This window comes from Streptomyces sp. NPDC002144, assembly GCF_053593695.1.
In genome coordinates, this window is record NZ_JBSFDB010000051.1 from 13,521 (window position 1) to 40,108 (window position 26,588).

The 26,588-nt window shown below is 69.5% G+C and carries 19 protein-coding genes and 5 pseudogenes; 11 read left to right on the top strand and 13 right to left on the bottom strand.

Annotated features, from left to right (window positions below):
- The first annotated feature begins 7 nt into the window (after positions 1 to 7).
- Positions 8 to 415, top strand: coding sequence for a hypothetical protein (locus tag ACWCQ1_RS42840; protein ID WP_451028973.1), 408 nt, complete (start codon positions 8 to 10; stop codon positions 413 to 415).
- Positions 416 to 984: 569 nt separating this feature from the next.
- On the opposite strand, the gene ACWCQ1_RS42845 is transcribed toward ACWCQ1_RS42840, so the two are convergent.
- Positions 985 to 1,641 (bottom strand): TetR/AcrR family transcriptional regulator, encoded by a 657-nt coding sequence (locus ACWCQ1_RS42845; RefSeq protein WP_451028974.1) that lies wholly within the window; start codon positions 1,639 to 1,641, stop codon positions 985 to 987.
- A gap of 121 nt (positions 1,642 to 1,762) precedes the next feature.
- Here ACWCQ1_RS42845 and ACWCQ1_RS42850 point away from each other — a divergent pair, with 121 nt between their 5' ends.
- Entirely contained in the window at positions 1,763 to 2,965 is a 1,203-nt protein-coding gene (locus ACWCQ1_RS42850; protein ID WP_451028975.1) for an FAD-dependent oxidoreductase, read from the top strand.
- 670 nt (positions 2,966 to 3,635) lie between these two features.
- On the opposite strand, the gene ACWCQ1_RS42855 is transcribed toward ACWCQ1_RS42850, so the two are convergent.
- From ACWCQ1_RS42855 to ACWCQ1_RS42865, 3 genes are read right to left on the bottom strand one after another with little or no spacing between them, the layout of a single operon-like run.
- Complete coding sequence (locus ACWCQ1_RS42855) at positions 3,636 to 4,313, bottom strand: GntR family transcriptional regulator (RefSeq protein ID WP_133049860.1); 678 nt, start codon at positions 4,311 to 4,313, stop codon at positions 3,636 to 3,638.
- 45 nt (positions 4,314 to 4,358) lie between these two features.
- A complete protein-coding gene (locus tag ACWCQ1_RS42860) occupies positions 4,359 to 5,072 on the bottom strand; it encodes a cysteate racemase (RefSeq protein ID WP_358605485.1) in 714 nt (237 codons plus the stop codon).
- Positions 5,069 to 6,424, bottom strand: coding sequence for a dicarboxylate/amino acid:cation symporter (locus tag ACWCQ1_RS42865; protein ID WP_358605488.1), 1,356 nt, complete (start codon positions 6,422 to 6,424; stop codon positions 5,069 to 5,071). Before ACWCQ1_RS42865 ends, ACWCQ1_RS42860 begins: the two co-directional genes overlap by 4 nt.
- A 122-nt stretch (positions 6,425 to 6,546) precedes the next feature.
- Between ACWCQ1_RS42865 and ACWCQ1_RS42870 the strand changes: the two are divergent.
- A pseudogene (locus tag ACWCQ1_RS42870) lies at positions 6,547 to 7,977 on the top strand (aspartate ammonia-lyase).
- A gap of 13 nt (positions 7,978 to 7,990) precedes the next feature.
- Here the strand turns inward: ACWCQ1_RS42870 and ACWCQ1_RS42875 are convergent.
- The 4 genes and pseudogenes from ACWCQ1_RS42875 to ACWCQ1_RS42890 form a co-directional block, all read right to left on the bottom strand.
- A complete protein-coding gene (locus ACWCQ1_RS42875; RefSeq protein WP_451028976.1) occupies positions 7,991 to 9,202 on the bottom strand; it encodes an RNA-guided endonuclease InsQ/TnpB family protein in 1,212 nt (403 codons plus the stop codon).
- A 686-nt stretch (positions 9,203 to 9,888) separates the two neighbouring features.
- Positions 9,889 to 10,278, bottom strand: a complete 390-nt coding sequence (locus tag ACWCQ1_RS42880) for a hypothetical protein (protein ID WP_451028977.1) — start codon at positions 10,276 to 10,278, stop codon at positions 9,889 to 9,891.
- 468 nt (positions 10,279 to 10,746) lie between these two features.
- Positions 10,747 to 10,971, bottom strand: a complete 225-nt coding sequence (locus ACWCQ1_RS42885; protein ID WP_451028978.1) for a hypothetical protein — start codon at positions 10,969 to 10,971, stop codon at positions 10,747 to 10,749.
- A 327-nt stretch (positions 10,972 to 11,298) separates the two neighbouring features.
- Positions 11,299 to 12,418 (bottom strand): annotated as a pseudogene (locus tag ACWCQ1_RS42890) (epoxide hydrolase family protein).
- Positions 12,419 to 12,505: 87 nt separating this feature from the next.
- On the opposite strand from ACWCQ1_RS42890, the gene ACWCQ1_RS42895 reads away from it, so the two are divergent.
- Positions 12,506 to 13,597 (top strand): RNA-guided endonuclease InsQ/TnpB family protein, encoded by a 1,092-nt coding sequence (locus ACWCQ1_RS42895; RefSeq protein WP_451028979.1) that lies wholly within the window; start codon positions 12,506 to 12,508, stop codon positions 13,595 to 13,597.
- Between the two features lie 23 nt (positions 13,598 to 13,620).
- Here the strand turns inward: ACWCQ1_RS42895 and ACWCQ1_RS42900 are convergent, their stop codons facing one another.
- Both ACWCQ1_RS42900 and ACWCQ1_RS42905 read right to left on the bottom strand, forming a co-directional pair.
- Positions 13,621 to 14,703 carry a sugar ABC transporter substrate-binding protein gene (locus ACWCQ1_RS42900; RefSeq protein WP_451028980.1) on the bottom strand — a complete coding sequence of 361 codons (1,083 nt, stop codon included), beginning with the start codon at positions 14,701 to 14,703 and terminating at the stop codon, positions 13,621 to 13,623.
- 11 nt (positions 14,704 to 14,714) lie between these two features.
- The gene (locus ACWCQ1_RS42905; protein WP_451028981.1) at positions 14,715 to 17,228 is read right to left on the bottom strand and encodes a SpoIIE family protein phosphatase; all 2,514 of its coding nucleotides are present in this window, start codon (positions 17,226 to 17,228) and stop codon (positions 14,715 to 14,717) included.
- Between the two features lie 446 nt (positions 17,229 to 17,674).
- On the opposite strand from ACWCQ1_RS42905, the gene ACWCQ1_RS42910 reads away from it, so the two are divergent.
- From ACWCQ1_RS42910 to ACWCQ1_RS42920, 3 genes are read left to right on the top strand one after another with little or no spacing between them, the layout of a single operon-like run.
- On the top strand, positions 17,675 to 18,763 hold the full coding sequence (locus tag ACWCQ1_RS42910) for a sugar ABC transporter substrate-binding protein (protein ID WP_451028982.1): 1,089 nt from the start codon (positions 17,675 to 17,677) through the stop codon (positions 18,761 to 18,763).
- A 17-nt stretch (positions 18,764 to 18,780) separates the two neighbouring features.
- On the top strand, positions 18,781 to 19,563 hold the full coding sequence (locus ACWCQ1_RS42915; protein WP_358605501.1) for an ATP-binding cassette domain-containing protein: 783 nt from the start codon (positions 18,781 to 18,783) through the stop codon (positions 19,561 to 19,563).
- A gap of 5 nt (positions 19,564 to 19,568) precedes the next feature.
- Positions 19,569 to 20,840 carry a sugar ABC transporter permease gene (locus ACWCQ1_RS42920; RefSeq protein ID WP_358605504.1) on the top strand — a complete coding sequence of 424 codons (1,272 nt, stop codon included), beginning with the start codon at positions 19,569 to 19,571 and terminating at the stop codon, positions 20,838 to 20,840.
- Positions 20,841 to 20,978: 138 nt separating this feature from the next.
- Here ACWCQ1_RS42920 and ACWCQ1_RS42925 read toward each other — a convergent pair whose 3' ends face one another.
- A complete protein-coding gene (locus tag ACWCQ1_RS42925) occupies positions 20,979 to 21,359 on the bottom strand; it encodes a DUF6221 family protein (protein WP_358605507.1) in 381 nt (126 codons plus the stop codon).
- A gap of 94 nt (positions 21,360 to 21,453) precedes the next feature.
- Here ACWCQ1_RS42925 and ACWCQ1_RS42930 point away from each other — a divergent pair.
- Positions 21,454 to 21,642: pseudogene (locus tag ACWCQ1_RS42930) on the top strand (IS5/IS1182 family transposase); the annotation flags it as partial.
- On the opposite strand, the gene ACWCQ1_RS42935 reads toward ACWCQ1_RS42930, so the two are convergent.
- Both ACWCQ1_RS42935 and ACWCQ1_RS42940 read right to left on the bottom strand, forming a co-directional pair.
- The gene (locus ACWCQ1_RS42935; RefSeq protein WP_358605510.1) at positions 21,620 to 22,516 is read right to left on the bottom strand and encodes a hypothetical protein; all 897 of its coding nucleotides are present in this window, start codon (positions 22,514 to 22,516) and stop codon (positions 21,620 to 21,622) included. The pseudogene ACWCQ1_RS42930 and the gene ACWCQ1_RS42935 sit on opposite strands and share 23 nt — an antisense overlap.
- Before the next feature lie 468 nt (positions 22,517 to 22,984).
- Positions 22,985 to 23,871, bottom strand: a pseudogene (locus ACWCQ1_RS42940) (dioxygenase family protein).
- A gap of 26 nt (positions 23,872 to 23,897) precedes the next feature.
- Here ACWCQ1_RS42940 and ACWCQ1_RS42945 point away from each other — a divergent pair.
- The 3 genes and pseudogenes from ACWCQ1_RS42945 to ACWCQ1_RS42955 all read left to right on the top strand — a co-directional run bounded on the left by ACWCQ1_RS42945 (position 23,898) and on the right by ACWCQ1_RS42955 (position 26,578).
- Positions 23,898 to 24,893, top strand: coding sequence for a CHAT domain-containing protein (locus ACWCQ1_RS42945; RefSeq protein ID WP_451028983.1), 996 nt, complete (start codon positions 23,898 to 23,900; stop codon positions 24,891 to 24,893).
- Between the two features lie 548 nt (positions 24,894 to 25,441).
- A pseudogene (tnpA, locus tag ACWCQ1_RS42950) lies at positions 25,442 to 25,831 on the top strand (IS200/IS605 family transposase); the annotation flags it as partial.
- Positions 25,832 to 25,963: 132 nt separating this feature from the next.
- The gene (locus ACWCQ1_RS42955) at positions 25,964 to 26,578 is read left to right on the top strand and encodes a hypothetical protein (protein WP_133049841.1); all 615 of its coding nucleotides are present in this window, start codon (positions 25,964 to 25,966) and stop codon (positions 26,576 to 26,578) included.
- Positions 26,579 to 26,588 lie beyond the last annotated feature (10 nt).

Genomic DNA, 26,588 nt, shown 5'->3' on the forward strand with positions numbered 1-26,588 from the left:
TTCGAACGTGAACCGGACCGGGATACGCCGCCGGTCGGCCGCGATCCTGGCGGGCGCGACGGCAATGGCAGTCCTGCCCTCGCTCACCGCGGCGGCGGCGCCCGCGCAGGCCCAGCCCTGCGTACAGAAGATGGCCGTTGTCAACAACGCCGGCTTCGTCCTCTCCTGGGCCGCCACCACCCGCACCGGCGAACAGTCCGCCCCGACCGACGAGTACCCGATCAACCAGACCAGGGTCATCGACCTGTCCACCACCTCATGGCCGGAGGGCACCGACATCCGCCCGTACGTCGACGCGGTTGGCGGAACCAAGGAGTTCGGCAGCTCCTACGTGTCCTACTGCGACAACGGTCAGACGGCCACGTACACCGTCACCGGTACCACCTTCGACTACTCGGTGACCCGACTGACCTGACCGGCTCCCGCGGCGTTCCCACGCCGCCATGCTGCGTCGTTACGTCGGCACGGCCCACCCACTGGTCCGGGCGGTCCACCACCGGAGCGCCCGGACCTCGTGTCTGTGGGCGGCGAGGAACTGTGCGACAGTGCCGGCAAACCCGATCAGGAAGACGGCTTTCGTATCGATTTTCGCCAGTGAATCGAAGGCTCGCCCACTGCTCGGACCCGAGTCCGCGAACGTGATGCCGGGTGTCCAGCACCACCTGCGGATGCTCTGAGGCGGCCGCCTGCAGCACGTCCGCCAGCGCATCCGAGGTGTTCCTGTCGAACTCCCCGCGGGCGACGATCACCGCGGCTTCTCCCAGCCCGTACCGGATCACCGTCACCTCGGGTCGAACCCCGCAGGGCGCGGACTCCGAAGCTCCGAGTCCGTCAGTACACCGGTCATGGGCGCCGTTATGTCGGGCGTCCCGGCCGGTGATCCCTCAGCGTCGTAGTCGGACAAGCGTGCGCCGGCCGAAGCCCGTCTCCCGCGCGGCAGGCGCCCACCGGGCCCACGCCTTGAGAGGTTCGGCCCAGACGCTGTCAGGCGGACAGCAGGTAGCGCACGGCCGTCTCTGCCAGATCGGCGATGAACGCGTCGTCCTTCACGGGTACCGGCCTGGCGAATCCCGGACCGTAGGCGACACGGATGACCGACGCGGCGAAGACGGTGCTGAAGCAGGAGTGGACCGCAGTTTCGACGTCGGGGAGCGTGATGGCGTGCGTCGCCCGAAGGACTACGTTGGCGAATCCGTTCCCGAGCTCCTGGCTGTAGCGGGAACCTCGGTTCCGGATCTCGGGATGTGACGCCGAGGTCAGGACGACGGCCCGCAGGAACCGTTCGTTGCGCAGGAACATGCCGACCGTTTCGGCCACTGCCGCGCGGATGAGTTCGGCCGCGGACAGGTCTGCCCATCGGCTGTTGTCGGCGAAAACCTGCTGCTCCGCGCGCAGGCGCTGGATGCCGTGCTCGTAGACGGCGAGGAAGAGAGCGTCCTTGCTGGTGGTGCGGGCGTAGATCGCGGGCGGAGCGACCTCGGCACGCTCGCAGACGGCGGCGATGGTGAACGCCTCGTGCCCGCCGTCCTCCAGGATCGACACTCCGGCATCGAGCACCCGGTTCCACGCCTCGCGGCTGCGCCGCTGCTTGGGCGGCCGGATCTCCAGGTCGGCCGCCTGCGCTGCTCGGGCCTCGCCCATGACCTCAGCCTCTCGTTCCCGGGTGCGTGCACAGCTCTTGACTGAACCGTAGTGCACGCTACAGTCTTCCGCTAACAGTAGCGCTCGCTACTGTTTCCCTCCCGATGACGCGAGGTGCTCCATGCCCGTGCCCAACAACCCCGGCGGCCGCGTCGCCGTCCTCGGCGCCGGTCCGGCCGGTATGGCCGCGGCCCTGTCCATAGCCCAGGCCGGTCACGAGGTCACCGTCTACGAGCGCTACCGCGAGGCCCGGCCGGCCGGCAACATCCTCAACCTGTGGCCCCCGCCCTTGAAGGCGCTCCGTGCACTCGGAGTGGACACCGAAGACCTCGGCTCCCCCACGGATACCGAGTTCCGCAACCTCCGTGGTCACGTGCGCGCGCACGTCAAGCAGGACCCGGAGACCAGGCGCGCCTACGGCGGCGGGTTCATCGGACTGCTACGACCCGAACTTTACGAGCGGATGCTCGCCGCCATCCCACCGGACACCCTCCGGTTCAACCAGCACGTGACACACATCGAGCAGAACGAACAGACGGTCACCCTGCACTTCACCGACGGCGCCGCAGCGAAGCACGACGTACTGGTCGGCGCCGACGGCATCGACTCACTGGTACGACGCACACTGTGGGGGGATACACCCAAGCGCGAACACCGACTGCACATCTTCGGCGGCTTCACCTTCACCGACGTCCCTGGCACCGAACCGAACAAGTGCGTTCTGACCCACGGCAGGACGGTGCAGGGAAGCTGGACAACGATCCGGCACAAAGGCCGCGACGGCTACCAGTGGTGGGTGCTCACCGCCACCGAACCCGACGCCCCGGCGCCATCCGACTTCAAGGCCGCAACCACCATGCTGGCCGCCCAGTTCCCCGCGCCCCTGCCCGGGCTGATCGCCCAGACAGAGCCGGACAACGTCCAACGCTGGGTGCTGCGCGACCGGCCCCGCCTGAAGCAGTGGTCCAAGGGACGGTCCACCCTCGTGGGCGACGCCGCACACCCGACCTCGCCCTACGCCGCCTACGGCGCCGGAATGTCCATCGAAGACGGCTACTTCCTCGGCCGGGCCCTGCGCGGCGTCAACCTCACCGACCTCACCGCCGTACAGAATGCGCTGCAAAGCTACGAGGACCCGCGCAAGCCCCACACCGCCCGGCAGGTCCAGCAGGCATGGATGCTCGGCAAGGTCTTCCACCACACGCCGGCACCACTGCGGCCCGTCCGGGACTTCATCCTCGACCACACCCCGCTTCTACAGAAGGTCGCAGGCGACACCAACCCCCGCGAAATCCAGAAACAACTGGCCCTCATCCAAGACTGACGTGCTGCCGGAAAGGCACGTGCCGGCCATCAGCTCCCCGACCGCCGGGGGCGACTCCCGTCGCCACTGCCCGAGACACGAGGGAGGAAGCCGCATGCGAGACACAGACCACCAACACATAGCTGAGGCCCTGCGGTGGAGACATTCATCCATCTGCGTCATGCACCCGATGCTGCCGCACACCACCCACAATCCCCCGGGACCTCAACACCACCCGGCCCGCGCTGCCTTCGCCCGGTGCACCACCACACCCGCGGGACGCCGACAAGCCGTCCCACACAACTACAAGACCGCAAGCCAAGCACTCGAACGATCAATCCGAACACCCCACCAGACCCCCACCCATGAGCGAGGGCGCAGAGCCATTGGCGGAGGATCCTCCGCATCCGGCCGGATGCGGGTCGTCTGCGACGACGCCTACGCCTCTGCGCCTCGACTCCGGGAATTTACGAAGCGACGATCCCCCAACTCGCAATGACTTCCCGGTGCGTCTTGTGGACCTGGTTCCGCCGCCTGGGCACCCCGGCGGCGAACGCGGCGTCCATCTCCTCCAGCGAGGAAAACGCCCGCCCCGACAGCACATGATCGCGGACGATGAGAACCTGACGAAGTTGTAGTGGCTGGCAAAAGCGACCGCTTCCGGATGCAGCGGCACCGCCTCGCCAAAGGACTACGAACGGCTCAACTGGTTTGTGTCGAAGAGCTGGTTGATGTGTCCGCCGAGTTCGGACCAGTGCCGGCCGGAGAGTTCGGCTGCGGCGCGGCCATCGCCGGTTGCGCAGACCTGGACGAGCTGGTCGTGATGTTGGATGGTGTTGCGGCCGCCGAGCAGGGTGGAGAACTTGCGGTAGAGGATGCGGTGGATCTGCGGGTGGAGCTGCTCGACGATCCGGCTGAGGACGGGGTTGTCCGCGGCCATGATGGGGACGGCGTGGAAGCGGTCGTCCGCCGTGAGGGCGGCGGCGGTGTCGTTGGCGGCGACGGCCCGTTCGAAGTCGCGGTTTGCATCCCGCATGCGCTCCAGGTCCTGCTCGGTCATCAGCGGCACGGCGGTCTCGATGGCGAGCTGGTCGAGGGAGCGCAGGACGGCGAGGGTCTTTTCGGCGTCGCGACGGTTGAGGGGGGTGATGCGGGTGTAGACGCCGGGCTTGGCTTCGACGAGACCGATGTCAGCGAGCCTGGCGAGCGCCTCGCGCACCGGGGTGCGGCTGAGCCCGAGGCGTTCGGCGAGCTCGCTGTCCCTGACCTTCTCTCCCGGGACGAGTTCGCCGCGCACGATGGAGTCGCGCAGGCGGTGAAAGACCTCATCGCTGAGGAGGCGGCGGGAGACGGGACTGTCGAGTGACATATTGCGTACAGTACATCGGACCCGCCAAGGGCTTGTTCGTCCCCGTCATCGGGCCTGGACACGGCGGACGAGGGCTTGGGCCAGGATGGCGGCGGGATCGATGAGGGGGACGTCCACGGCGTCGGTGGGCAGGCCGAGTGGGATCTCGGTGCAGCCCGCGATGATCGCTTGCGCTCCTTGTGCGGACAGCTCCCGTGCGGCGTCGGCCAGGGATGCGGCCGCTGCTGCCTGGCCGCCGGCCTTGACGGCGCGGATGGCGGCCATGACCTGGTCCTGCCGGCTGGTTGGGTCGGGCAGAAGCAGGCGGATGCCGTGGCGTTGGAGCCATTCCTGGTACAGGCCTGCGCGGACCGTGCCGGTGGTGGCCAGCAGTCCGGTGGTGTGGATGGCCGGATCCAGGGTCGTGAGGTGGCGTGCGACTTCGGCGATCATGTGGATGATCGGGAGGCCGGCGTGGGCGGCGATGCGGGGCACGAAAGCGTGCGCGGTGTTACAAGGGATAGCGATGACGGTGGCGCCGGCCTGGCGCAGTATCCGGCTGCCATTGAGGAGCCAGGGTGTGGGGTCGGGACCGTTGCCGAGGAGGGCCTCGGTGCGGTCGGGGATGGTGGGATCGGACCAGATGACCGTCTTGAGGTGGTCCTGGTCGCTGTGGCCCGGAGTCATCGACACCAGTTTGGCGTAGAAGTCGGCGGTGGCCGCCGGTCCCATGCCGCCCAGGATGCCGATGATCTCCGTGGTGCCGGTCGGGTTGGTCACTGCGCGGCATCCTTCTGGAGTGCCGGTGCGAGCTGCGACTGGGGGGCGGTGTCGTTGACAGCGGCCCCCTGGCCCGGGCTGTGTTCGGCCTCTCGCCGTTTCTCGGCGTTGTCGATGACGGCGGCGGCGAGGGAGTTGCCGATGACGTTCACGCCGGTGCGGGCCATGTCGACGATGAAGTCCACGCCGAGGAGCAGGGCGATGCCCTCGGCGGGCAGTCCGATGCTGCTGCCGGCCGCGATGAGGACGACGATGGAGGCCGAGGCGACTCCGGCCATGCCCTTGGACAGGAGCACCAGTACGCCGACCATGAGGAGCAGGGCGGGCAGGGAGGTGTCGCCGCCGTAGGCGTTGGCGAGGAAGACAAGGGCGGCGCCCATGTAGAGCACGGAGCCGTCAGTGTTGAAGGAGTAGCCGAGGGGGACGACGAAGGAGGTCGTGGAGCGGCTGACGCCGAAGTCCTCCAGCTTGCCCATGAGGGGGGCCAGGACGGATTCGGAGCTGCGGGTGACGAAGGCGATGCCCGCCAGGTTGGCGATCGACCTGAGCAACTCAACGTAGCGGATGCGGTAGATCGCGGCGATGAGGGGGAAGAGCAGGCCGAGGACGATGGCCAGGCCCGCGTAGACGACGGCGATGAAGCCCGCGAGGCTGCGCAGGTTGCCGAAGCCGTAATGGGCGACGTCGTAGGAGATGAAACCGAGCACGCCGAGCGGCGCGATGCGGATGACGTAGCCGACGACCTTGAACATCACTGCGGCGATGGACTCCAGCACGGAGGCGAAGGGCGCCGCCTTCTCCCCGATCGCGGCCATGGCCACGCCCACGAGCAGCGCGAAAATGATGGCACCGAGCAGGTTGTCCTCCCCGAACGCGGCGAAGATGTTCTTCGGTACGGCGTGCAGGACCAGCTCGTGGAAGTCGATGCCCTTGCTCAGCCCGTGAAGGTCCTTGGCGTCGGCCCCATGGACGGGGGCGCCCTTGCCGATGCCGGTGAACCTGGCCAGGCCCACCGCGATCAGCAGGATGACGGTGGTGACGATCTCGAAGTAGAGGATGGCCTTGCCCGCGATCCGGCCGACCTTCTTCACCGACTCCATACGGGCGATGCCCAGCACGATCAGCGGGAAGACCAGAGGCAGGACGACGACCTGCACCAGGTTGAGGAAGATGTCGCCGAGGATCTTCATCTGCACGCCGGCACTCGGCGCCAGCGTGCCGATCAGAGCTCCGAGTCCGACGGCGATGATCGACTGCACGCCGATCGGCATCCGCAGACACCGCCACAGGAAGCCCGGCCGGGCTCCGGAACGCCTGTCTGTGCTGGTGGTCGGGGTACTTTGGGTGTTCATTTGAGCTCCAATATATTGCGTTCTGCGTATTGGAGCGTAAGACTGGGCCGAAGACGGCGACCTGTCAAGACGTCCCGCACGAGCACGTCGGCCGGGGCCGGCGGTGATGGCTAGGAGCGCAGATGGCACAGAACACACGCATCGAACACGACCTGGTGGGAGACAAGGAGGTCCCGGCCGACGCCTACTACGGCGTGCACACGGTGCGGGCGGTGGAAAACTTCGCGATCACCGGTTCCACCATCGCCCAGTTCCCGGAACTGATCGCCTCACTGGCTGCGGTCAAACAAGCCGCAGCGACAGCCCACCGCGATCTGGGCCTGCTGTCCCAGGACCTGGCCGGGACGATCATCGCCGCGAGCGAGGAGATCCACGGCGGGCACCTCGCCGACAGTTCGTCGTCGACCCCGTCCACGGCGGGGCCGGCACCTCGACCAACATGAACGCCAACGAGGTCATCGCCAACCGGGCCCTGGAGATCCTCGGCCACCCCCGCGGCCACTATGAGGTCATCCATCCCCTGGACCACGTCAACCTGGGCCAGATCACCAACGACGTCTACCCCACCGCCGTCCGCCCCGCCCTCGCCACCTCACTGCGCCGGTTCGACGACTGCCCGGGCAACCCGGCCGCCGCCTTCACCGCGAAAGCAGCCGAGTTCAGCGACATCCTGAAGATGGGCCGCACCCAGCTTCAGGACGCCGTCCCCATGACCCTGGGCCAGGAATTCACCACCTGCACCGTCATGATCGAAGAGGACCGCGAGCGCCTCGCCGAAACCACCGCCCTGCTCCTGGAGTCCAACCTCGGCGGCACCGCCATCGGCACCGGCATCAACGGCCACCCCCGCTACACCGAACTCGTCTGCGCCCGCCTCGCCGAGATCAGCGGCGAACCCGTCCAGCCCGCGGACAACCGCATCGAAGCCACCCAGGACTGCGGTGCCTTCGTCCAGCTATCCGGCGTCCTCAAGCGACTCGTCGTGAAGCTCACCAAGACCTGTAACGACCTGCGCCTGACCTCATCCGGCCCCACCGCCGGGCTTCGGGAGATCAACCTGCCTCCGTCCAGGCCGGATCCAGCATCATGCCGGGCAAGGTCAACCCGGTGATCCCCGAAGTCGTCAATCAGGTCCTTCGCAGTCATAGGCAACGACCTGACCGTCACCATGGCCGCCGAAGCAGGCCAACTCCAGCTCAACGCTTGCGAACCGGTCATCGCCTACAGCCTGCTGCGCTCCCTCGCCCACCTGCGAGCCGCCTGCGACACCCTCACCACCCACTGCATCCCCGGCATCACCGCCAACCGTGACCACCTCCACGACAGCGTGCACCGCTCTATAGGACTGGTCACCGCACTCACCCCGCACATCGACTACGCCGCCAGTACCAACCTCGGCCGCCAGGCCCTGGCCGCCGGCCGCCGGCCGCCCCATCAAGGACGTCGCCGCCGAAACCGGCATGCTCACCATCGCCCAACTCGACACGATCCTGCGCCCCGAACACCTCACCGGGCACTCTGCACAGGCAGCAGCAGCAGGAGTCAGCCCTTGACTTCCTCCCCCGCCTAAAGGCGGGGGATTCCAGCGGTCGCCCGCTGGGATTCCTGCTTCACCGACGACCGCCCCGTCCGGGAGGACTCCCGTTGAGGCCTTACACCGTCTCCACAGGCTGCTGCCGCCAGCCCGGCGGCCAGGATATTGCGCGCCGCGTTCACGTCGCGGTCATGCACCGCGCCGCACTGCTCACACGTCCACGCGCGGACGTTCAGCGGCAGCTTCGCCGCGACCGTGCCGCAGCCCCCGCACAACTTGCTGGAGGGGAAGAAGCGGTCGATCACGACGAGGTCGCGCCCGAACCAGGCGCACTTGTACTCCAGCATCATGCGCAGATCCGCCCAGGCCGCATCCGAGATCGCGCGCGCCAGGCGCCCGTTCTTCAGCAGATTGCGGACGGTCAGGTCCTCGATCACGACCACTTGGTTCTCGCGGACGAGTCGAGTCGACAGCTTGTGCAGAAAGTCCCGGCGCCGGTCGGCGATCCGCGCATGGACCTTGGCGACCCTGCGCCGTGCCTTGGCCCGGTTCGCCGAGCCCTTGGCCTTGCGCGCCAGCTCCCGCTGCGCCCTGGCAAGACGGGCGCGATCCCGCCGCTCGTGCCGGGGGTTGGCGATCTTCTCCCCGGTGGACAGGGTCACCAGCGAGGTGATCCCGGCATCCAGGCCAACCGCATTCGTGGTCGCGGCGGCGGGCGTGATGCTGTCCTCGCACAGCAGGGACACGAACCAGCGTCCCGCCGCATCCCGGGACACGGTCACCGTGGTCGGCACCGCACCCTCGGGCAGGGGGCGCGACCAGCGGATGTCCAGGGGCTGCGCCATCTTCGCCAGCGTGAGCTGTCCGTCGCGCCAGGTGAAGGCGCTGCGGGTGTACTCGGCCGAGGCGCGGGACTTCTTCCGCGACTTGTAGCGGGGGTACTGCGCCCGCTTGGCGAAGAAGTGGGCGAACGCCGTCTGCAGATGCCGCAGCGCCTGCTGGAGCGGGACGGAGGACACCTCGGCCAGGAAGGCGAGTTCCCCGGTCTTCTTCCACTCCGTCAGCGCGGCGGAGGACTGCACGTAGGAGATCCGGCGCTGCTCGCCGTACCAGGCCCGGGTGCGCTCCTCCAGCGCCTTGTTGTACACCAGGCGGACACAGCCGAACGTGCGCGACAGCTCCGCCGCCTGCGCGTCCGTGGGGTAAAAGCGGTACTTGAACGCCCGCTTGACCTGCTCCGCCATACCTCACACCGTATCAGCTCCTCTGTGAGCACTGGGTGTCGGCCGGTGTGCGGTGGCCGTCGGTCCGCCCTGACGGCGAACCGGCTCTTCCTGCCCTACTCCGCAGGGACTTCGTTTCCTCCCCCGGCTGAAGCCGGGGGTATCCACGAAGGAGGGCCCCGATGACCCCGGCAAAGAGCCCGCCGAACTCAGCCATGCCGGCCACCTGACCAGTCGGGCGTCGGCTCGGACGGAATGCAACGGCGAGGTGACTGCCCCGGCATACCGGCGACCACCGCGGCAGCAACCCGAGCCGACCTCCCCGGACCCTGCCCCCTCAAGACCCGGCGACTACCGGCGAGGCGGTGCGGCGGCTCGGATCTTCGCCAGGACGACCCCCCTCACGGGGCCGCGATGCACAGGGAACCACAGGCCCCAGCAAGCGCGTCGCCGCAATTGCGGGCCGAACACCTCTAAAGCCCAGGTCTCCTCTGGTGTCCCGGCGAGGAGGTCCCCCCTCCGGCTGACCTGTGACGGCGGGCTTTTCGTCCTCGGATGCGTCAGCGACTGCGAGGACGAGGCGGCGAGTGCGACGACGACTCCGGCCCATCCGTCGCCAGTCGGCCGACGACAACAAGCAGGAGCTCATCCAGCGGCTGTCACCTTTTGCCGCTCGCCCTGTCGGCGGGGCGAGCGGCAGCACATGGTCAGCCGGTAGCCGACTCCCCCACCTGGGGCTGCGCCGTTTCAAGGGGGGAGGGGCGAGGTTCCGGGTCGTGTGGGACGTCGGGGAAGGGACGGTAGGCAGTTTCCGATCGGGCGGGCAGGCTGCTGGGAATGTCGGGACGGGCCGCGGCCGCGGCCAGCAGCATGCTGAGGCGCTTGACGAAGCCGGGCCCGGGAACGGGGAGTTCTATCCCTGGCTGGCGAAGGTAGCCGGCGGTGACCGCGGTGGGGACGTAGGCCATGAGTGCGGTGACGGCGGCCGGGCGGGGCCGGGCGGTGTACTTCGCCAGGTGGCGCCGCACCCTGAGGATGGTGGTGGTGGATGTGCTGGTGATCCGGTGTTCGGCCGGGTGCCAGCGGCGGGAGACCATGGTCTGTCGGGTCGGCGTCGGGGTTGGGGTCGGGAGAGTTGGGCTGGGGCTGGACGTCGTCGGTCTGGCGGTGCCACCAGTCGGCGGTGTCGTCCTCGCCCAGGGCCAGGTGGTGCAGGTAGAGGCAGTAGGCGGCGGCCGCCTGCCCGGCGCCGGCCGCGTACTGCCACCAAAAGGGTGCCCCGTCTTCGGTGTCGGTCAGTTGCAGGACGCAGGCCAGCACGAGCGCGCTGCGGGGTGCCGGGACCTGGTCGGTGACGAAATCGGCGACGTCGGTGGGCGGGGTGTGGGTGAGCAGGGTCTCGCACAGGGCCCGCAGATTCTCCACCGCTCCGGTCAGCGTGCGTGTGTCGGTGTCAGCCGGCGGGCGGGGGCGGGTGGTTGGGGTGTCGTGGGCGGGGACGATGTCGCGGGGTACGGTGCGGCCGCGGGCCAGCAGGGCCCGGGACAGGATGTCGTCGATGCGGGTCATGAGGTAATCCCTTCTGTCTCGGTCTGCTCGGTGTCGGGCTGCGGGCACAGGACGCTCTCGAGGAAGTGGACGTCGTGGCGTTCGTCGGAGCGGACGGTGGCCAGCGGCAGGCCCAGGAGGGTGGCGACGTCCCCGTCGGTGATCCCACACAGGCGGCGCAGCACCATGAAATTCAACGCGCTGCTCACCAACGCGGTGATCTTCCACAACGCCCTGGACATCGTCGAGATCGTTCGCCAGCTCAAGAGGAGGGCTGGGAGATCGACCCCGAGGACCTGGCCCACATCTCGCCGTACCCGACCGAGCACATCCGCCGCTTCGGCGAATACTCCACCCACGAACGCGGCATCCAGCCTGAGGCGTACGACCCGCACCTGGACGCCGACTTCAGCCCACTGCGCGGCGACGACCCCGCCGCGGACGGATACGGCCAAGCGGCCTGACTCCGCTCCTGCCGGGGGGGCCACAGCCCGCCTCCACGGCTTGACGACCGCCATTGGGAAGTCCTTTGACCTCCGTCAGCGCCGTGAGTGCCGAGCCGTTGACAGTCAGCGGAACAGGCGGAAGAACCCGCGCACCTGCTCGACCAGCGACTCCGGCTGCTCCAGCGCGGCGAAGTGGCCGCCACGCGGCAGCTCCTCGAACCAGCGCAGGTCGGTGAACCGCAGCTCGGCCTCCCGCCTCGACGGGCGGGTTATGTCGCGCGGGTAGACCGACAGACCGGATGGCGCGGTCACCTTGTCCCGGAAGTTGGCGAAGCTCTCCCAGTACAGGCGCGCCGACGACGTGGCCGACGCGGTGAAGCAGTAGACCGAGATCTCGTCGAGGATCGTCTGCCGCGACAACGCGTCCTCGGGATGGCCGTCGTTGTCCGTCCACGCCCAGAACTTCTCGGCGATCCAGGCGGCCTGCCCCGCCGGGGAGTCGGTAAGCGTAGCCGAGCGTCTGAGGCCGGGTCGCCTGGATCGCCGAGTACCCCCGGCCGGTGCGCTGCATCTCCTTCTCGGCCTCGAGATTCGCCAGCTCCGCGGGCGTCGGGTCGTCGAACGTGCCCGCCGCCACGGATCCCAGGTTCAGGTGCACGCCGGCGACCCGCTCGGGCGCCACCTCGCCCAGCGCTGCGGACACCGCCGAACCCCAGTCACCGCCCTGCGCGCCGTACCGTTCGTAACCCAGCAAGACCATCAACGTGTCCCAGGCACGCGCGGTGCGAGTGATGCCCCACCCGGTCGTCGACGGCTTGTCACTCCAGCCGTACCCGGGCAACGACGGTGCGACCACGTGGAACGCGTCGGCCGGGTCACCGCCGTGTGCGCGCGGGTCGGTCAGCGGGCCGAGGACCTCCAGGAACTCGAGCACCGAACCCGGCCACCCGTGCGTGAGCACGAGCGGGAACGCGTCCGGCTCCGGCGAGCGGACGTGCAGGAAGTGGATGCCCAGGCCGTCGATCGTGTCGCGGTACTGCGAGAACACGTTCAGCCGCTCGGCGAACCCGAAGTCGTACTCCTCGGCCCAGCTGCGGCAAAGCTCCTGCGCATACGCCAGCGGCAAACCCTGTGACCAGTCGTCCACCGGCTCTCGCTCGGGCCACCGTGTCCGTCGCAATCGTTCACGCAGGTCCGCGATCTCGGCTTCGGTGATGCTGACCTCGAATGGCTCGGCGGACATGGCAAGGCTCCTTACTGAGCACGGCGTTGTCGGAGCAGATGCAGGTGGACCGTCATCGCGGGCTCCCACCCGTTGGCCGGAGAGTGGATGACGACGAGTCTGCGGGCACGGCACCACCCGCAACAACTACAAGGGCCGCTTCCGCTCCGCGATGTCCCTCGACGTGCCGCAGGGCCGGGACCTGAACATCGTCCGCGTGCACCGCCGGTGGGGCATGGTCAACCTTCCCAAGGTGGGCCGGGTCCGCTTCCGCTGGACCAAAGATCTCCCCGTCGGCAGCGGGCTGACAAGGAGAACCGGATCACTGGTGCCCGCCTCGTCAAGGATGCACTGGGCTGGCACATCGCTTTCCGCGTCCAGACCCTCGAAGGCGCCCCCGCGCCCCACCCGGGGCCGGAGGCCGGCATCGACGCCGGGGTGACCATCTCCCTCGCCCTGTCCAACAAGGACCACCAGGACCACGGGCGCCCGCCGCACCTGCCGAACGGTGACTCCGACCGCGACAAGTGGCTGACCGCGAAGGAGAAGGCCAAGCTCCTGAAGCTGGAGCGGCAGGCCGCGCACTGCAAGACGTTCCGCAAACGCGCTCAGAAGACCTCCCAGCGGTTGCAGCACCTCTACGACCCGATCAAGCGGCTCCGAGCAAAAGCCACGCGCCGAGCCGTGGACTGGCAGCACCAGACCACCACCTACCTCGCCCGCACGTACGGTGTGCTGGTGGTCGAACAGCTCAACATTCTCGGCATGACCAAAGCCCCCCAGCCGAAGCCCGACCCCGAGCAGCGCGGCCGGTTCCTGCGCAACGGGGCCAGGGCGAAGGCCGGACTCAACCGCTCCATCGCCCAGGAGGCGTGGGGGCGGACCGTGACGATGCTGACGTACAAGAGCGCCCGCTACGGCGGCCGGCTCGTCAAGGTCCCCGCCCCCCACACCTCCCAGCGATGCTCCACCTGCGGATGCACCACACCCGGCAGCCGAGAAAGCCAGGAACTGTCCTCCTGCAAGAACCCCGACTGCGGCTGGACGGCGAACGCCGACTGGAACGCAGCGAGGAACATCTTGCACCTGTACCGGACCGGCCACGTCATCGTGGAGGTCCCGGCCACCGGAAGGCGCGGTCGCAGGGCGGGTGACACCGTCAACCTGCCGCAGCAAGGTAGACGGGAATCCCCTTCCTGAGCTTGCGAAGGGAGGGGAGAACTTCAACCGGTGAGGCCAATGCGGGCGCAGGCCGTCCGGAGGCCGCCGCAGATCTGGTCGATCGTGTAAACGTGGTCCTTGACCAGGGTCTGCTCGATGTTGTCCTTCGTCACCACGCGCGGGGTGAGCAGGACCGAGGGAATGTTCCGGGTGGTGGGACTGTCCGTGGTCGTCGGGGCGATGGTGCGCAGATCGTGGCCGCGGCCCAGCGCGACGGCCAGCTTGGCGGCCGCGGCCGCTTCCGTGCGGAACGGCTTGTAGACCGTCATGTACTGCTCGCCCTTGACGATTCGGCGTACGGCGTCGAGGTCGGCGTCCTGGCCGGTGACCGGCGGGAGAGCCGTGACGCCGGCGCTCTTGAGTGCGGCGATGGCGCCCGCGGCCATGGCGTCGTTGGCCGACAGGACGCCGTCGATCCCGTTCGGGCCGAGCGCGGCGATGGCGGCGGACATATGGGCGTGGGCGTTCTCCGTGCTCCATCCCTGGGTGTCGTAGGCCCTGCCGATGCGCACCTTGCCCGCGAGGACGGAGAGCGCGCCCTGGCGGTACCAGGCCGCGTTGGGGCTGGTCGGGTCTCCGTTGAGCATCACGATCTGCCGGGCCTTGGCAGTGCCCATGGCGTTGAGGAGCGCCTCGCCCTGGAGCCTGCCGACCTCGCCGCCGTCGAAGCTGACGAAGCCGGAGATCGGGCCTTCCGCGAGCCGGTCGTAGGCGACGACCGGTACGCCCGCGGCGCGGGCCTCGCGGACCGAGGAACGCACGGCCTTGGTGTCCGCGGCATCGAGGATCAGGACCTTGACCCCCTTGGTGATCATGGAGTCCATCTGTGCTCGCTGCCGGGCCACGTCGTCGTCGGCGTTGGCGTACTCCAGGGTGCAGTGCGGGCACAGCTCCTTCACCCGCTGCTCGATCAGTGGTTTGTCGGAGTGCTCCCAGCGGGGCAGCGACCGGCTCGGCAGCAGCAGGCCCACGGCGAAGCCGTTCGCGCCCGCCTTGCCGTCGCCCTCGTCCCCGCAGGCCGCCTGGGACAGCGTCAGGAGTACGGCGAGGAGCGCCGCGAGGAGGTGCACTCTGCGGAAGGTCACGGCTGGCCCCCTCAAAGCGTTCCGGTCTCGGAGACCCCGGGATCCGGCTCGTGCGGTACGACGATCTCGCTCCACACCTGCTTGCCGCCCGCCACCGGCGTCGTGCCGAAGGACTCCGACATCGCCTCGACCAGCATCAGGCCCCGGCCGCCGGTGGCCTCCCAGTCCGCGATCACCGGCTTGGCGGGCGCCCGCGGCGAGGAGTCGCTGACGGCGACCCGGACCCGGTCCCCGCGCAGGACCATATCGAGGCGGACCGGGCCCTGGGTGTACACCAGGGCGTTGGTGACCAGTTCGGACACGACCAGCAGCACCGCGTCGGCCACCTCCTCGGCCTGCCAGCTGCGAAGGGTGCGCGCCGTGAAGCGGCGGGCGTGCATGACGGCGTCGGGCAGCCGCCACACCACCCAGCCGGCCCGGGTGGGGCGGGTCCCCATGCCGTCGTAGCGCAGCAGCAGCAGCGCCACGTCGTCCTCGCGGCGGCCGACGTCGCCGAGCAGCTCGTCGGCCATGCGGCCGAGGTCCGCCGGATTGGCCGCGGCGAGTGCGCCCCGGGTGAGGGCCATGCCCTCGTCCACGGGCAGGCCGACGGCCTCGACCAAGCCGTCGGTGACCAGGGCCAGCACGGTGCCGGGCGACAGCGCGACCGCGGTCATGGGGAACTCCGCGTCCTCGAGGATGCCGAGCGGGAGTCCGCCCTCCACCTCGATCTCCTCGGTGCTGCCGTCGGGGAGCCGCACCAGCGGTGCGAGGTGCCCGGCCCGTACGAACAGGGTGTTGCCCTCCTCCATGTCCAGTTCGGCATAGCAGCAGGTGGCGAAGAGATCGGTCTCCATGCCGACGAGGAGGCGGTTGGCGTGGCTGACGACCACGTCGGGCGGGTGCCCTTCCACCGCGTAGGCCCGGACCGCCGTGCGCATCTGCCCCATGATCGTCGCGGCTCCGGCGCTGTGTCCCTGTACGTCCCCGATGACCAGCGCCACCCGGTCCTCGGACAGGGCGATGACGTCGTACCAGTCGCCGCCCACCTGCAGGCCCCGCCGGGCGGGCAGATAACGGGCCACGGCCAGTCCGCCGGGCAGTTCGGGCAGGCGGCGGGGCAGCAGGCTGCGCTGGAGCATGGTGGCGAGCTGCTGCTCGGCGTCGTGCTCGTGGGCCCGCTTGAGGGCCTGTCCGGCCAGGGCCGCTGTGGCGGTCAGCAGGGACCGCTCGTCGGGCTCGAACTCGTGCGGCTCGTCCCAGCCGACGAGGCACACCCCGGCCACCTGTCCCCTGGCCGGCAGGGGCAGTACGGCCAGGCCTCCGGTACCGATGCCCTCGAGGCCAGGTTCGAAGGCGGTGCCGGCGGGCCACAGGTCCATCCGTCCGTCCTGCAGGGCCAGTTGCAGGGTGGGCAGGGCGCCCAGGGGCGCGTCGGGCCACTCCGTGCGCCACTCGTCGCGCCAGGCCTTGGGCCAGGCGTCGGGCTGCGGCGGGTCCAGCACGGTGACCATGAGCCGCTCGCCCTGCAGTTCGGCCAGCGCCACCCGGTCGGCGCCCAGCGGCTCCCGCAGCGCGGCGACCACGACGCGGCTGACGTCGCGGACCGTGTCGGCGTCGTCCAGGGCGGCCGTGAGCCACTGGATCCTGGAGACCTCGTCCTCGCTGCGGCGCAGGACCGAGGTGGCCGTCACCACGCCCAGCACCAGCTCGGGCCGGTCCTCGGTGGCCTCCACCACCCGGCAGCTCAGGCTCAGCCAGCGCATCTCACCGGTGGGACCACGGACGCGGAACTCCAGCTCACGCCGGCCGAACGTCTGGGTGGCCGGCTCCAGGACCGACACCAGGGCGTGCATGTCCTCCGGAAGGGCGTGCGCGAGCAGGGTGTCCGCCTTGCCGTCGAAGTCGTCCGGGGTGATGCCGACGAGGTCGAGGAGGGTCCGGTCCGCCTCGATCCGGCCGGTGTCCGGCAGCAGCACGAAGGAGCCGACGCGCAGATTGCGCAGGGCGGTGTCCAGCAGCGCCCACGGCTCGGGCCGGCCGACGGCGGAGGGCAGCAGGTGGGCGACCGCGTCGGCGTACCGCTCGAGGAAGTGCCGTTGTTCGGCGGAGAAGCCGTCCGGGCCGGTCCCCACCACGACGAGGCAGCCGAGCCGCCCGTCCTCGCTCCTGAGGGGCAGCGCGCCGAGTGACGCGTCCGCTCGTGGCGTGGGCCCGCCCTCGGGGTAGGCGGCCAGTGCGGCCGGAGCCAGCCACAGCGGCCGGTCGGCGCGCAGGGCGTGCTCCGCCGGTGAGCCTCCGGGCAGGTTCAGATGCTCGGGCAGCTGGTAGTCGGAGGCGGCCCACCGGGCCGTCTCGGCCAGCCGTAGCTCCCGCTTGTCGGCGCCGCCGGGTACGTACACCGCGGCCAGGGCCACTCCGGCGAAGGCCGGGGCCCGCTCGCCCGCCGCCTGCGGAAGCGGAGGCGGCGCAGCGGTGTCCGCGGTGTCGGCCCCGGATACACCCGGTCCGGACACTGCGGCCCGGATGGCGCCGTCATGAGGCATGTCCGCAACCTACTTCCCGTCCGTACCACAGACGCGACTGAGATCGGGCCCCCACACCAGAATTGCATATACGGGCAAACCCGCAGAGTGCCGATCGCCCCGCCCGGTGCCACACTGGCGACATGGTCGTCTCGTCGCGTCCACGCGGCACGTTCCTGGCGGACCTCTAGCGTCGGCGCCCGGCCGTACCCGTGGAATGGGAGGAGGCCGGGTATCGCCATGCTCGATGACATCGCCACCGGTACGGGGCCGGCCGGGCGCAGCCCCCGCACCGCCTGGGCGGCCGTCCGTACCGACGTGGCCGCCCGGCCCATACGGGCTCGTACCGTCGCAGGGCATCGGTCGTCGTGCGTACGGGCCGACCGGACCACGCACGAATCCGGGTCGCCGCTCTGCATGCGCTCCTTCTCCCCACGCACACGACGCCGACGAAGGAGGTCTTTCGGTTGAGGGCCGGCATACGGCACGTGGTGCTGACATTGGGCGTGATCCCGATGGCCGTTTCTCTCGCCGCCTGCGGGTCGGGTGGCGGCGACCCCGACGGCCAGAGCGCGCCGCGGATCGGTCTGCTGCTGCCGGACGCCACCACGGCCCGCTGGGAGGCACAGGACAGGCCCCTGCTGGAGAAGAAGATCAGACAGCTGTGCGCCGACTGCATGGTCGAGCACGCCAACGCCAAGAACGATGTGGCGATCCAGCAGGAGCAGATGGACTCGATGATCACCAAGGGGGTCGACGCCATCGTGCTCGTGGCCGTGGACGCCCGATCGCTGGCCAACGAGGTCAGGGACGCGGCCCAGGCAGATATCCCGGTCATCGCCTACGACCGCCTCGCTGAGGGCCCGATCTCCGGCTTCGTCTCCTTCGACGGCCAGGAGGTCGGCAGACTCCAGGGCCGGGCCCTGCTGAGGGCGATGCGTGACGACAGCGCGGGCAAGCGGCAGATCGTCATGATGAACGGCGATCCCAGCGACCCCAACGCGGCACAGTTCAAAAAGGGTGCCCTGTCCGTGCTCGCGGGCCGGGTGAAGATCGGCAAGGCCTACGACACGCTGCAGTGGCGGCCGGAGACCGCGAACATGAACATGTCCGGCGCGCTGTCCGCTCTCGGGGTCGCCAACATCCACGGGGTGTACGCCGCCAACGACGGGCTGGCCGCCGGGAGCATCTCCGCGCTCAAGGCGAACAAGGTCGACCCGCTGCCCCCGGTCACCGGGCAGGACGCCGAGCTCGGGGCTGTGCAGCGCATCGTCGGCGGCGAGCAGTACATGACCGTGTACAAGCCCTTCGGTCCCGAGGCCTCGGCCGGGGCCACCATGGCCGTGACCGCGGCCCATGGTGCCGCCCTCGACCGGGTCGCCAAGGACACCGTGCGACCGACCGGCGGCAAACAGGTTCCGGCCGTCATGCTCACACCCGTCTCGGTGACCGTCGGCAACATCAAGGACACGCTGGTGAAGGACGGCGTCTACACCGTCGGGCAGATCTGTGTGCCCCGGCTGGCGAGCGCCTGCAGCAAGGCCGGACTGACCTGACAAGCCCCGGGAAGGAGATGATGTCCGTGTCGGCTCCCCCCTTGCTTGCGCTGCGCGGGGTGTGCAAGCGCTTCGGTGTCGTCGAGGTCCTGCGGGACGTCGAGCTGGAGATACGGGCCGGGCAGGTGGTCGCCCTGCTCGGCGACAACGGGGCCGGCAAGTCCACCCTCGTCAAGGTGATCTCCGGCGTGGCCCCCGCGGACCGGGGCGTCATCGAGTGGGAGGGCCGGCCGGTCCACATCAGACGCCCGCACGACGCCCGGGACCTCGGCATCGCCACCGTCTACCAGGACCTCGCGCTGTGCGGGAACCTCGATGTCGTCGGCAATCTGTTCCTCGGCCGGGAGATCCGCAGGTTCGGGTTCCTCAACGAGATGGAGATGGAGAGCCGTACCCTCGAACTGCTCAAACGCCTGACCAGGACCGTTCCCAATCTGCGCGCCCCGGTGGTGTCGCTCTCCAGCGGCCAGCGGCAGACGGTCGCCATCGCCCGCTCGCTGCTCGGCGAGCCCCGGGTGCTGCTGCTGGACGAACCGACCGCGGCGCTGGGATTCGAGCAGACCACCGAGGTCCTGGACCTCGTCGACGCGCTGCGCGACCGCGGTATAGGCGTGCTGCTGATCAGCCACAACATGGGTGACGTGAAGGCGCTGGCGGACCGGGCCGCGGTGCTGCGTCTCGGCCGCAACAACGGCTTCTTCAACGTCAACACCGCCTCCCAGGAACAGATCATCTCGTCCATCACGGGTGCCACGGAGAACATGCCGCGCCGGCCGCCCGCGCACGAGGCGGGATGGTGAGCGGGATGCGCCGTATGGAGGACAGCCAGCCGGCGGAGTCCGCCGCACCCGCCACCACAACGCGCCGGCCGCGGCTGCGCCATGCCCTCGCCCACGCCGCGAAGGGCGGCGCGGCCTCCTTCCGGAGCAGGCTGCGGGCCGGGGAGACGGGCTCACTCCCCGTGGTCCTCGTGCTCGCCACGGTGTGGATCATCTTCCAGTCCCTCAACCCGAACTTCCTCTCGCCGCGTAACCTGTCCAACCTCAGCGTGGACATCGTGGGCACGGGGCTGATCGCGGTCGGCATCGTCTTCGTGCTGCTGATCGGTGAACTCGACCTGTCGGTCGGCTCGATCAGCGGCCTCGCGGCGGCCGTCTTCGCGGTGCTGAACGTGAACAACGGTGTGCCCGAATGGCTGGCCCTGATCCTCGCGGTGCTCACCGGCACGGCGGCGGGAGCCGTGCAGGGCTTCTCCTGCGCCAAGACCCGGGTGCCGGTGTTCGTCGTCTCGCTCGCGGGGCTGCTCACCTGGAACGGGCTGATGCTCTACATCCTCGGCACCAGCGGCACGATCAACCTCGCCGAGAACGGCTTCCTCGCCGATCTGACCAGCTACTACTTCACCAACGACGCCGTCGCCTACAGCTTGGCGGCGCTCGCGGCGGGCTCGGTCTTCCTGGTGTCGTACCTGGACCTGCGCCGCCGCACGGCGGCGAACATGCCGCACCGCTCGCTGAGCGAGATCGCCCTACGCACGGCGGCGCTCGCGGTGGTCGCGTTCACCTCGGCGTATCTGCTCAACCGGTTCCAGGGGCTGCCCCTGGCCCTGCTGATCTTCCTCGTGGTGGTGGCGGGGCTCGACATCCTGCTGCGCCGCACACACTACGGACGGCAGGTGTACGCCCTCGGCGGCGGCGTCGAGGCGGCCCGGCGCGCCAGCCTCAACGTGACCGGGGTCCAGACGGCGGTGCTCGCGGTGTCGGGCACCATGGCCGCGGTCGGCGGCCTGTTCCTGGCCTCGCGTATCACTTCGGTGAGCCAGAGCTCGGGCTCCGGCGTGCTGCTCCTCAACGCCATCGCGGCGGCCGTCATCGGCGGCACGAGCCTGTTCGGCGGGCGCGGTACGACCTGGTCCGCGGTGCTCGGGATGCTGGTCATCCAGTCCATCGCCTCGGGCATGGCGATCACGGACACCCCCACCGCGATCCAGTTCGTCATCACGGGCGGCGTCCTGTTCGCCGCCGTACTCATCGACGCCCTGGCACGACGCTCACAGGAGGCACACGGACGCGCCTGACGGCCGTTGCCGGTCCGAGAGCGTCAGGGGGCAGGGGGCATTCTTGTTGTCTGCTGGTCTTTTAGGGGCGGGCAAGGAGCGCGTTCGCCTCTATACCGTAGCTCCGCCTAACGGCTGTCCCGTAAAACGATCTCCGTCTCAGGGGCGTCGGGGGTAGTCAGGGTGATCGGCGTAAGGTGACGCGAGGTCGAGCAGGTCATCGCATGGCCAGGTCTCGCCGTCGTACTGGCAGTCATCGCGGTTGTCCCACGGTAGTTCGGGGTCGCCCGTGGCAGGACTGAGGACATGGCGGGCGACCACGCGTCGCTTGGCCTCGACCTCCCACAGGACACGAGCCGGGTCGTGCAGCGCGACGTGCAGGGCGATCGTGGGATGGAAGCCGGAGAGTTCTCCTTGGCAGAAGTCGACCGTGTGCCCCTGAGCGGTCCACTCCCCGCAGCCGTCACCGTCGCAGCGTCGGGCCAGGTCGGCCTCCTCATCCAGCCGTGCGTGGAGGAACGTCACCAGGTCTTGACTCATGAGGTCATCCTGGACGATGCGCCAGGCCGGGTCGCCTGATTTCCATGCTGCGGGCGGGACCTGGCCGGCAGGCCGACAGTGGAATGATCTTGCCGTGGCTGGTGTGATCACGGCGTCGGAGCCTTCCTGGATACCACCGTTCTCCGGGCTGAGCCCGCGCGCCTTCGGGCAGCTGGTGACTATGCTGCGTCGCGCCGGTGCGGACTCGGTCCGCAAGGGCCGACCATGGAGCCTTGCGTTGGAGGACCGAACCTCGCTGGTCACCGCGTACTGGCGAACGTCCGCTCGATGGCTTCCAGGACATGCTTGCGGCGCGCGTGCGTGCGCTCGTACCCCTCGAGAACGCGCAGGTCGGACTCGGACAAGGCGGGCAGGCGCCGCTCGATCTCCTCGACGCTGAGCTGGCTGAAGCCGACGATCGGCAGGCTTTCCTCGCTGCTGACCGCGCCTTGGATCTGCTCGGCCGCGACGGTCACTTCCGGCTCCTCCGTCACCGGCCTTTCGTCTTCGGGCCTCTGCCCGGGGCGTGCCGCCTGGCGCAGCCGGTCGGCAACAGCCCGCAGCGGGCGGGCGACCGCATGGGTAAGACCGCCGTTCGCCGTCTGTTCCACGCGGAAGCCGTCGCCTGCGGCGGCCACGAGCCGGGCCTGCCGGGCGAGGCTGTCCTCGAGCAGCGCCAGCAGCTCCTGGTCCTGGCTGCACAGTTCCTGCAGCAGGTGCCGGGTCGTGGGGTCCTGGGCCTGGTCGGCGAGGACCTCGCCGGCGCGAGCGGTGGCCAGGGCCCGGGCGGTGGCGGCGTACTCGTCCTCGGTGTTCCTCAGCAGCTGCTGGTCATCGACCGGCCCTCGGCCGTGCATCACCCCCGTCACCGTCTTCTGTCCGATGGCCAGCGGAAGCGTGGCTGTTCTGACGGCGGTGCGGGCGGCGAACCGCGCCATGTCGGCCGCGCCGCCAAGCAGACCGCGGGGCCGCAGTCCGCGGACATGGCCTTCGATGCGGTGCACACGGCCCTGCATCTCATCGGCTTCGCGCTCAAGCATCTGCCGGTGGGCGCCGGGCGGCGCGAGCGCTGCATCCGCCCGCAGCCGGTCACGCGCGGCGGCATGCGCGTGGCGGGCATCCTCCAGCACCGGTATCAAGGTCTGCGTCATCGCCATGGGGGCTCCCTGCATGCGGTGTGGGGCGGTGTTGAACCGGCGCCCAGCCTGCCGTCCTCCTGTGGCTGGGCAGCCGGGATCATTGTGTGCGGACCGCGCGAAGATCACCGGCCTGGGAGCATGCTCGCCGTGCGGGGAGTCACGGCGCTGGAGCCTGGCTTTCCCTCTGTCACAGGGGTGGCGACAGTCTGCGGGCGGTTCCACCGTCCGGGTGAGGGCGCGTTGTGACGGCGGAGTCGTCTTGGACACTGCAGCCCGCGTCGTCGTGGATCTCGCTGTAGGCCAGGCGGGTGCGGTCCCCAGGGGTTGTCCTCATCTCCTGTGGGCCGGACGCCGCCGGGCACGAATCGCGGCCGCACTTGTTCGGGGGTCCCGTCCCGGCCGGGGTGGAGGGTACTGGTGCCCAGCAGGGCCCCGGCGCACCCGCTACCGCGTCGAGGCCCGACCCCTTCCGCCTGCGCCACACGATCACGTACCGGCAGGGGCCAGCACGATGTCGAAGGAGACCCGTGACCACGAGTCGTCCACCGCCCGGCCGTCCGACGTCGGGGAGCCGGGGACCTGGCGTTCGAACTTCTTCACCAGGGACTCCTTGACCCCGAATCCGTGTCCGAGTCGAGCAGTTCGTCACCGCTGACGAAGATGTGGGTGACCAGCGTGCGCTGCCCCGCGGCAGTGACCATGAAGTGCAGATGCGAGGCCCGCATGGGGGATCGACCGACGGCCGCGAGCATCTTGCCCACGGGGCCGTCGTCGGGGATGGGGTATGGCGTCGACGTGACGCCCCAGAACGAGTAGCGTCCCTCGGTTTCGGAGAACAGATGCCCGCGGGCCGCGGTCCGGCCGTCGTCATGCTGGACGTCGTAGAGGCCCTCCGCGTCGGCCTCCCAGACCTCGATGCGCGCACCGGCGACCGGCTGTCCTTCGCTGTCAGAGACAGTGCCCTCCACCCAGCACGGTTCCCCGGACGCGACGCCGGAGATGGAGCCGCCGAGGGGGATCTCGGGGCTGTTCTCGACGAAGAACGGACCGAAGACGGTCGCCTCGGTCGCGTCGCCGTACGCCTCGTTGTTGATGCCGATGGTCTGCATGGAAAGGCCGAGTACGTCGGAGAGGAGGATGAATTCCTGGCGCTTGTCGTCCGTCATGTGCCCGGCGGCGGTCAGGAACTCGATGCCCTTGGTCCACTCCTCCTCGGTCAGACGGACCCCGCGGGCGAAGGCGTGCAGATGGTGCACCAGCGAGGTCATCAGCTGCTTGAGTCGCGGGTCGGAACAGCCGTCGAACGAACGGATGACGCGCTCGACCAGGTCCGCCTCGCGACGCTCCTGTTCGGCGGAGACGGTGTGGGTCATCGGGGCTCTGCTCCTTCCCAGGCCGCGTGCAGCAGCCCGGTGAGGTCGCCGAGGACCGCTGGCGCACCGCCCTGCAGGAACTGTGCGACTGGGCCGGCCCGGTGGTGATGGGACCGCTCGCCCGCTCGCCCCTGATCAGCGCGGCCGGCCCCGAACCCGCCCTGGTCCTGGTGCCGCTCGGCGAACTGGGCGGCATTCCCTGGCACGCCGCCCTGCTGAGCAGCGGCCTGCGCCATGGCGGCCGGCCGGTGCGCGCCGTCGCGCGTCTCACCCTCTCCTACGCTGCCTCCGCCCGGCAGTTCCAGGAGGTGATCAGCCGCCCGCGACTGCCGCTCGACGCCCACCCGGTGATCGTCGGCGACCCGGACGACACCCTGCTCGGTGCCGTCACCGAGGCCCGCCAGATCCACGACCGTCACCACCGGCAGGGCCTCCTGCTCGGCAAGGTGCGCAAGGCAGCGGGCCCCGGCACACCCGCCGAGATCCTGGCCGCGCTGCCCGGCCGAGAACGCGCCGGGGCGTCCGTCCTCCACCTGGCCTGCCACGCCCGCCCGTCCGGCACCTCACCGTTGGACGCCCACCTGCGGCTGGCCGCACCCGAGGACGGGGACGGCTCCGGCAGCCTGTCGATCCGCGAGATCCTGCGCCAGGCCCGGGGCATGCCGCACGACGCCCCGGGTGGCCTGGTCGTTCTCGACGCCTGCGTGAGCGACCACACGGCGGGGGACTTCGACGAGGCCCTGACGCTCTCCACGGCCTTCCTCGCCGCGGGAGCCACCGGCGTCGTCGGCTCCCGCTGGGAGGTGCCGGACGGACTGACCGGCCTGCCGATGTACGTGTTCCACGACCGTCTGCGCGCCGGTGCCCCGCCTGTACGGGCGTTGCGGGAGGCCCAGTTGTGGCTGCTGGACCCGGACCGCGAGATCCCCGACGGCATGCCGCTCGCCATCCAGGACATCTTCAACGACGACGATCCGACCGGCCTCGAGGTGTGGGCGGCGTTCGCCTGCCAGGGACACTGACGGCGGCCCGGACCGGGGCGAAGGGGGAAGCACAATGGACTCGTCGACGACAGGGCTGCTCGTGGCGCTCGTGGGACGTGGGAGGCACACTCGGCTCGGCCTGGCTGACCCAGCGCCGCGGCGACGCCGCCCGGCGCGAGGAGCGGGAGCACGTCGAGCGCATTCGCTGGCGCAGCTCATCCTCTCCACCCATCGAAGGGAGATCCGTGCTGATCACTTCCGACAAGTGAATCCGACGTGTGCGCACTCCCGGAATAGGGACCCAGCGCCGTACTGCCGTCACCTTGTAGCCGTCGAAGTCCACGCGCCACCACAGCCCGGCAGCCCGTACTCGACGTCTGCGCGCCACCCGCGCAGCCGCCACCGCGCCCCTTCGGTTCCTGGTCATCCTGCCCACCTCGCGCCCCCTTTCCCACCGCGGCCCATCCCGCACAAAGATGATGACCGTTGAGGATCGTCTGAATCTTCGCTGCCTGTGCGAGGGGCGGTGAACCCACCCTCGTCACCACGGTGGATAGCGGTCGGCTGCCGAGGCATGGCGTAGGCCCCTGCAGATCATCGATGTGCGCACCGGCCGTCACGTCGTCTACAACCTGCACGTGCATTTGGTGTTCGTCACCAAGTACCGACGCAAGGCATTCACGGACGAGATGCTGACGCGCTGCGAAGGGAACATGCGCGAGGTCTGCACGGACTTCGAAGCGGACCTGAAGCAGTTCAACGGCGAAGAGGATCACGTACACCTGCTCGTGCAGTACCCGCCGAAAGTCCAGCTCTCCAAGCTGGTCAACTCCCTCAAGGGCGTCTCCGCCCGCCTGCTGCACAAGGAGTACGACGCACACGTAAGCCGGTACCTGTGGGGCGGGCACTTCTGGTCCGGCTCGTACTTCGCCGGAAGCCGCGGCGGGGCGCCACTGACCGTCGTACAGCAGTCGGTGCCTGGCAGCGTGCCACGCGGAGCGGTGTCGACGGTCTGCAGCCCGATTGTGGACGGCTCTCGCCACACTCATCGCAGTCAGGGCCGGAGCACCGTCGACCGGCCAACCCCACCATTGTTGGAGTGATGGAGCATGAGAAAGAGCGTGATGACCCTCGTCGCTGCGGCGGCCCTGGCCGCGGGCGCGGCGATCGGCACGGCCCCCACCGCAGGCGCCGCACCCGCCGGCCCGGCTCTTGCGGGAGTGGGCGGGGGCAACCACCACGGGCAGTCCACGGGCCGTGACGTCAGACGGGTTCCCGCGGCGTTGAAGTCAGCGAATGTGATCTACAGTCCCGGCTGCTCCGGCACGACACTTCCGATCGACTGCACGATCAGCGAGCCGGTCGTCACCGAGCACGAGACGACGTACCCCTTCTCCTTCCTGCCCGGCGATCACGTCACGGTGAACGCAGGGGGCTGTGTGCAGACCGGCGGTCGCGGTTTGACCTGGAAACGGTACGTCGACCCGGCCTCCGACTCCGACCTCTACCACGGCCTGATCACCATCCCCGGCGCGACGGGTGACCTGGAGCGGCTGGTTAACGTGGTCGGCCGGCAGTATGTCGTCGGTGGCCGCGGGGGAAGCCTCAAGCTGGGCTACGAGGACGACGGTTATTCCGACAACGGCTACACCGCGCACGACAACGGCACCGGCAACCAGTGCCTGAACTCGGTGAACGCCTTCGTGCACATCGTCGTTTCCTGAACGAGGCAGC

Coding starts and splice junctions, on each gene's coding strand:
- ACWCQ1_RS42845 (WP_451028974.1), bottom strand. CDS start 1,641: ATGGGCGAGGCCCGAGCAGCGCAGGCGGCCGACCTGGAGATCCGGCCG.
- ACWCQ1_RS42850 (WP_451028975.1), top strand. CDS start 1,763: ATGCCCGTGCCCAACAACCCCGGCGGCCGCGTCGCCGTCCTCGGCGCC.
- ACWCQ1_RS42855 (WP_133049860.1), bottom strand. CDS start 4,313: ATGTCACTCGACAGTCCCGTCTCCCGCCGCCTCCTCAGCGATGAGGTC.
- ACWCQ1_RS42865 (WP_358605488.1), bottom strand. CDS start 6,424: ATGAACACCCAAAGTACCCCGACCACCAGCACAGACAGGCGTTCCGGA.
- ACWCQ1_RS42875 (WP_451028976.1), bottom strand. CDS start 9,202: ATGGCGGAGCAGGTCAAGCGGGCGTTCAAGTACCGCTTTTACCCCACG.
- ACWCQ1_RS42880 (WP_451028977.1), bottom strand. CDS start 10,278: ATGGTCTCCCGCCGCTGGCACCCGGCCGAACACCGGATCACCAGCACA.
- ACWCQ1_RS42885 (WP_451028978.1), bottom strand. CDS start 10,971: ATGTCCAGGGCGTTGTGGAAGATCACCGCGTTGGTGAGCAGCGCGTTG.
- ACWCQ1_RS42895 (WP_451028979.1), top strand. CDS start 12,506: ATGACGACGAGTCTGCGGGCACGGCACCACCCGCAACAACTACAAGGG.
- ACWCQ1_RS42905 (WP_451028981.1), bottom strand. CDS start 17,228: ATGCCTCATGACGGCGCCATCCGGGCCGCAGTGTCCGGACCGGGTGTA.
- ACWCQ1_RS42915 (WP_358605501.1), top strand. CDS start 18,781: ATGATGTCCGTGTCGGCTCCCCCCTTGCTTGCGCTGCGCGGGGTGTGC.
- ACWCQ1_RS42920 (WP_358605504.1), top strand. CDS start 19,569: ATGCGCCGTATGGAGGACAGCCAGCCGGCGGAGTCCGCCGCACCCGCC.
- ACWCQ1_RS42925 (WP_358605507.1), bottom strand. CDS start 21,359: ATGAGTCAAGACCTGGTGACGTTCCTCCACGCACGGCTGGATGAGGAG.
- ACWCQ1_RS42935 (WP_358605510.1), bottom strand. CDS start 22,516: ATGGCGATGACGCAGACCTTGATACCGGTGCTGGAGGATGCCCGCCAC.
- ACWCQ1_RS42955 (WP_133049841.1), top strand. CDS start 25,964: ATGAGAAAGAGCGTGATGACCCTCGTCGCTGCGGCGGCCCTGGCCGCG.